Origin of the sequence: Actinosynnema sp. NPDC023658 (assembly GCF_040639995.1) — a bacterium.
In the GTDB taxonomy this organism is placed as follows: Bacteria; Actinomycetota; Actinomycetes; order Mycobacteriales; family Pseudonocardiaceae; genus Actinosynnema.
On the sequence record NZ_JBFAAX010000559.1, the window covers coordinates 1 to 3,733 of the forward strand.

At 69.9% G+C, this 3,733-nt stretch carries 4 protein-coding genes; 3 read left to right on the forward strand and 1 reads right to left on the reverse strand.

Features of this window, described 5'->3' with window-relative positions:
* On the forward strand, positions 1-224 hold a 224-nt coding region (locus AB0G02_RS31110; RefSeq protein WP_360801122.1), incomplete at its 5' end, for a hypothetical protein.
* Between the two features lie 96 nt (positions 225-320).
* Here the strand turns inward: AB0G02_RS31110 and AB0G02_RS31115 are convergent.
* A complete protein-coding gene (locus AB0G02_RS31115; protein ID WP_360801125.1) occupies positions 321-1,709 on the reverse strand; it encodes a carbohydrate-binding protein in 1,389 nt (462 codons plus the stop codon).
* A gap of 392 nt (positions 1,710-2,101) precedes the next feature.
* Here AB0G02_RS31115 and AB0G02_RS31120 point away from each other — a divergent pair, with 392 nt between their 5' ends.
* Positions 2,102-3,226, forward strand: a complete 1,125-nt coding sequence (locus AB0G02_RS31120; protein ID WP_360801128.1) for a hypothetical protein — start codon at positions 2,102-2,104, stop codon at positions 3,224-3,226.
* Positions 3,226-3,618 carry a hypothetical protein gene (locus AB0G02_RS31125; protein WP_360801131.1) on the forward strand — a complete coding sequence of 131 codons (393 nt, stop codon included), beginning with the start codon at positions 3,226-3,228 and terminating at the stop codon, positions 3,616-3,618. Before AB0G02_RS31120 ends, AB0G02_RS31125 begins: the two co-directional genes overlap by 1 nt.
* Positions 3,619-3,733: the final 115 nt, after the last annotated feature.

The following is a 3,733-nucleotide window of genomic DNA, read 5'->3' on the forward strand; positions in this document are numbered from 1 at the left end:
GGGGTGCTGAAGTGCCTGTTCATGGGCGTCCCGCTGACCGAGGTGGCGGACCTGGACCGGCGCGCGGACGACGAGCTGCTGCCGGCGCCACGCGCGGCTTCACGTCGTTCGCGGGGTTCAGCCCCCAGGCGGGCATCGCGCTGGTGTCCCTGACGAACACCGCGCCGACCCTGCGCAGCCGCTTCGTGCAGCGCTCCTACGAGGCGCTGCGCGCCCTGGCCTGACCGCGCGGTCCGCAGATCGGCTCACGCGGCGCGCGTGCGGACCGTTCGAACGGCGACTGGCACGTCCGCCGGTCGCCGTTCGTTCGGACCGCGCCGTCAGAGCCTGCCCGCGCCGGCGCCCGCCGTGACGGACGACTTCACCGCGCCGACGTCCTCGGCGGTGTAGGCGTACGGGACGGCGGCCACCGCGCCGTTGGTCTCGCAGGGCCCGGAGTCGGTGAACGAGTTGTTGCGCGCCACCAGCCGCCCCGGGTCGGAGTCGGCGTACCCGCTGGCGGACCAGCACGCCTGCTGCACGTTCTCGAAGACGTTGCCCTCCACCAGGACACCGGCGTCCATCGTGGACGCGATGGCGTAGGAGTCGGCGTTGTTGCGCACGTTCGAGTAGTAGTTGTTGTACACGTGGACCGTCTCACCGAAGCGGACCCGCGGGCTGCGCTCGAAGGTGCGGTCGAACCAGTTGTGGTGGTACGTGATCCGCAGGTGGCCGCGGTCCTCGCTCGCGTTGCCGTCGGAGTGGCCGACCAGGGACGTCTTCCAGTGGTCGCGGATGACGTTCCACGACACGGTGATGTAGTCGGCGGCGTGGGTCATGTCGATCATGCCGTCGTACTGGTCCGGGTCGGTCGCGACGGTGCTGGACAGGGTGTTGTGGTCGATCCAGACGTGCGTGGCGTTCTCGACCTGGATCGCGTCGTTGCCGAGCACCCCGCGGATGTTCAGGTTCTGGATGACGACGTTGGCCGGGTGCATGTCCTCGATGTTGAGGGTGGTCCCGGAGATGCCCGAGTTCGCCCCGACGCCGCGGATCGTCTTGTTCGCGCTGATCTCGACCGTGCCCGAGCCGCTGATCATGCCGTTGACCAGGATGGTCCGGGTCCCCGAGGCCTGCGCCTGGGTGCGCAGGTCGGCGAAGGTGCTCACGGTGACCGTGGTGCCGCCCGCGCCGCCGGTGGTGCCGCCCGCTTGCGTGGCCCAGCCGACGATCCCGCCGGGCGGCTGGGGGTTCGTGCCGCCACCGGCCTCGACGTCGAGGTGGTCGACGTTGGGCAGGCCGCCGGAGGTGGTCGGGGACAGCCGGATGGTGTTGCTGCCCGCCTTCACCGCCACGCTCACGGTTCTGGTCGCCCAGGTGGACCACGCGCCCGTGCCCTCGAACGAGAGCGCCTGCGCGGTGGTCCCGTTCACGACCAGGTCGGCCGTCCGGGCCGTGGTGCTGCCGTTGGCGAAGCGGATGCCCACCGTCGCCGTGCCTGCGGCCGAGGCGTTCACGGTGAACTGGGCGTAGCCGCTCGTGCTGTTGGCCCCGTTGCAGAAACCGCTGCCGGAGTAGCCCGACCAGTTCGAGTCGATCGTGCCGGAGCACACCGCGGGCGAGGTCTCCGCCTCGTACCGCGTGGGCGCGGCCTGTGCGGTGGGCGATGCCACTCCCACCAACGCGCCGGCTAACAGGCCGACGCAAGCGATCATGTGTTTCACGCGCATGGTTCGTCTCCGTGGGATCGGTTCATCGGTGAACGGCACACCCGGATTCGGGTGCATTCGCGTCCTCGGATCGGAAATCGCTTCGCGTTCGGATGCTAGGAGGTGCTCCAGGCCAGGTCAACGGCTGGTCATACTCGTGAACAATGCCGACGAGTACTGGTCATGCATGTGAACACCCGAGCGTCGACAGCGCGTTTCCCGGCTATTTCCCGAGCGGTGGTGGAGAGGGATGTCGAGCCGATCCCGCCATTGTCGGACGTCCGTCCGGAGCGCGTGCCCGGCAGGTCGTACCAGGAGATCGCACGCCTTGCGGAGCTGCCGGTGGTCGCACGCGGGGCTGAGCCGCGTCGAACGCCGGTCGTGCGGGTCGCCGCTGTGCCATGATTCCGGCCGTGGGGGATTCGTTCAAGGTCGCACCAAAAGCCGTCGAGCTGCTGGGCGGCCTCGTGCAGCGCCAGAGCACCGGCATCGCCGCGCACCTCAAGGCGTTGGAGCACAACCAGGTCGACGACATCGGCCAGGGTGTGTTCCTGGAGCTGTCGGGCCACCTGGAAACCTTGCGCTTCAACGCGCAGGACAACACGCGGCGCGCGCTCAGCCTCGCCGGCTCGTCGGCGGTCGAGCTGACGAGGGCGGCCCGGTTCTACCGCACCACGGACCACGACGAGGCGGGCCGGCTGGACCGGGTGTACCCGACGGTCCCGACGTACCCGAGGAACGTCGAGGCGAGCGCGCTGCCGGCGGGTGTCGCGTCGAGCGGTTTCACCGACGTGGTCGAGACGAGGTACTACAACGGTCCCGGCGAGACGAGCCTCGAGAACGAGGTGCTGCGGGACAAGTGGCCGATGGGTGCGGAGGACAAGCTCGGCCAGTGGTTCGAGGTCGGGGACCTCGGCTCGGTGGCCGCGACGGCCGACAAGATCGCGCAGAAGATCCTCGGCTGGAGCCCGCTGGACCGCATCACCGAGGTGTACAGCGGCGACTGGAACGGCATCTACCGCGAGAGCGTCGTCATGGCGGACACGGGCACCGCGTTCGACGGCATCGCCAAGAACGTCCAGCGCGGCCGTTACGCCATCCAGGACTCGTGGGACGGCAACGCGGCGGCGGCCGCGGAGCAGTGGCTCGACCAGTTCGCCCTCGGCTGCGCGGAGCACGCGAAGTACTGCCACGACGTCGCGGAGAAGGTCTCGCTGCTCGCGGAGTCCGCCTTCCACCTGTACCAGACGATCGGCGTCCTGCTGGAAACGATGATCGACGCCATCGTCGCGCTGCTCACCGCGATGAAGGGCGGTGCGGTGTTCAAGTTCATCGGCACGATCGCGGACGTCGCGACCGGTGGCGCGGCGAAGTTCATCGGCTCGATCATCGGCGTCGCCAACCAGATCCAGTCCGCCATCGACCAGCTCCGGGCTCTCGTGCACGGGTTCGCCGCCGTCGTGCAGGCCGCACGGGCGCAGGGCGACGGCGTGCGGGCGATCTGGCCGTGGTCCCACTTCGACCACCCCGGAGCGTGATGACGAACCCGTTCGCGACCACCGAGGGCGTCCAGGCGCAGCGCAACCTGTTCCGCGTGCTGGCCTCCGCGGACGACGGCGCACTGGCCGACTTCGCGAAGGACGTCGTCGCCGGCCGCGTCGCCCCGCGCGACCTGCTCACCCGCAGCTGGGCGGTGGAGTCGGTGGCCGACGAGACCCTCGCGGCGATCGACGAGTTCCAACGGCTGCCGGAGACCGAGCGGGCCGCGCTCGTGGCGCGGGGACCGGAGTTCCTCGACGAGTACGTCGCCGGGCTCGCGAGCTTGGACGTGGAGGCCGAACCGACCCCTCCACCGCCACCGCGGCGCAGGCCGGCGCGGGACGAGGACGACGACGAGCCACCGCCTTCGTTGCTCAGGGACGCCTGGTAGGTCTCCGGGCACCGCCCGCCGGCGTGACCGGAGTCGGAATCCTCAGCACCAGTCGGCGCACGTCGTGACCTGGAACCCCCGGCTGGGGAAGACGGTGTCCATGAAGAAGTCGTGC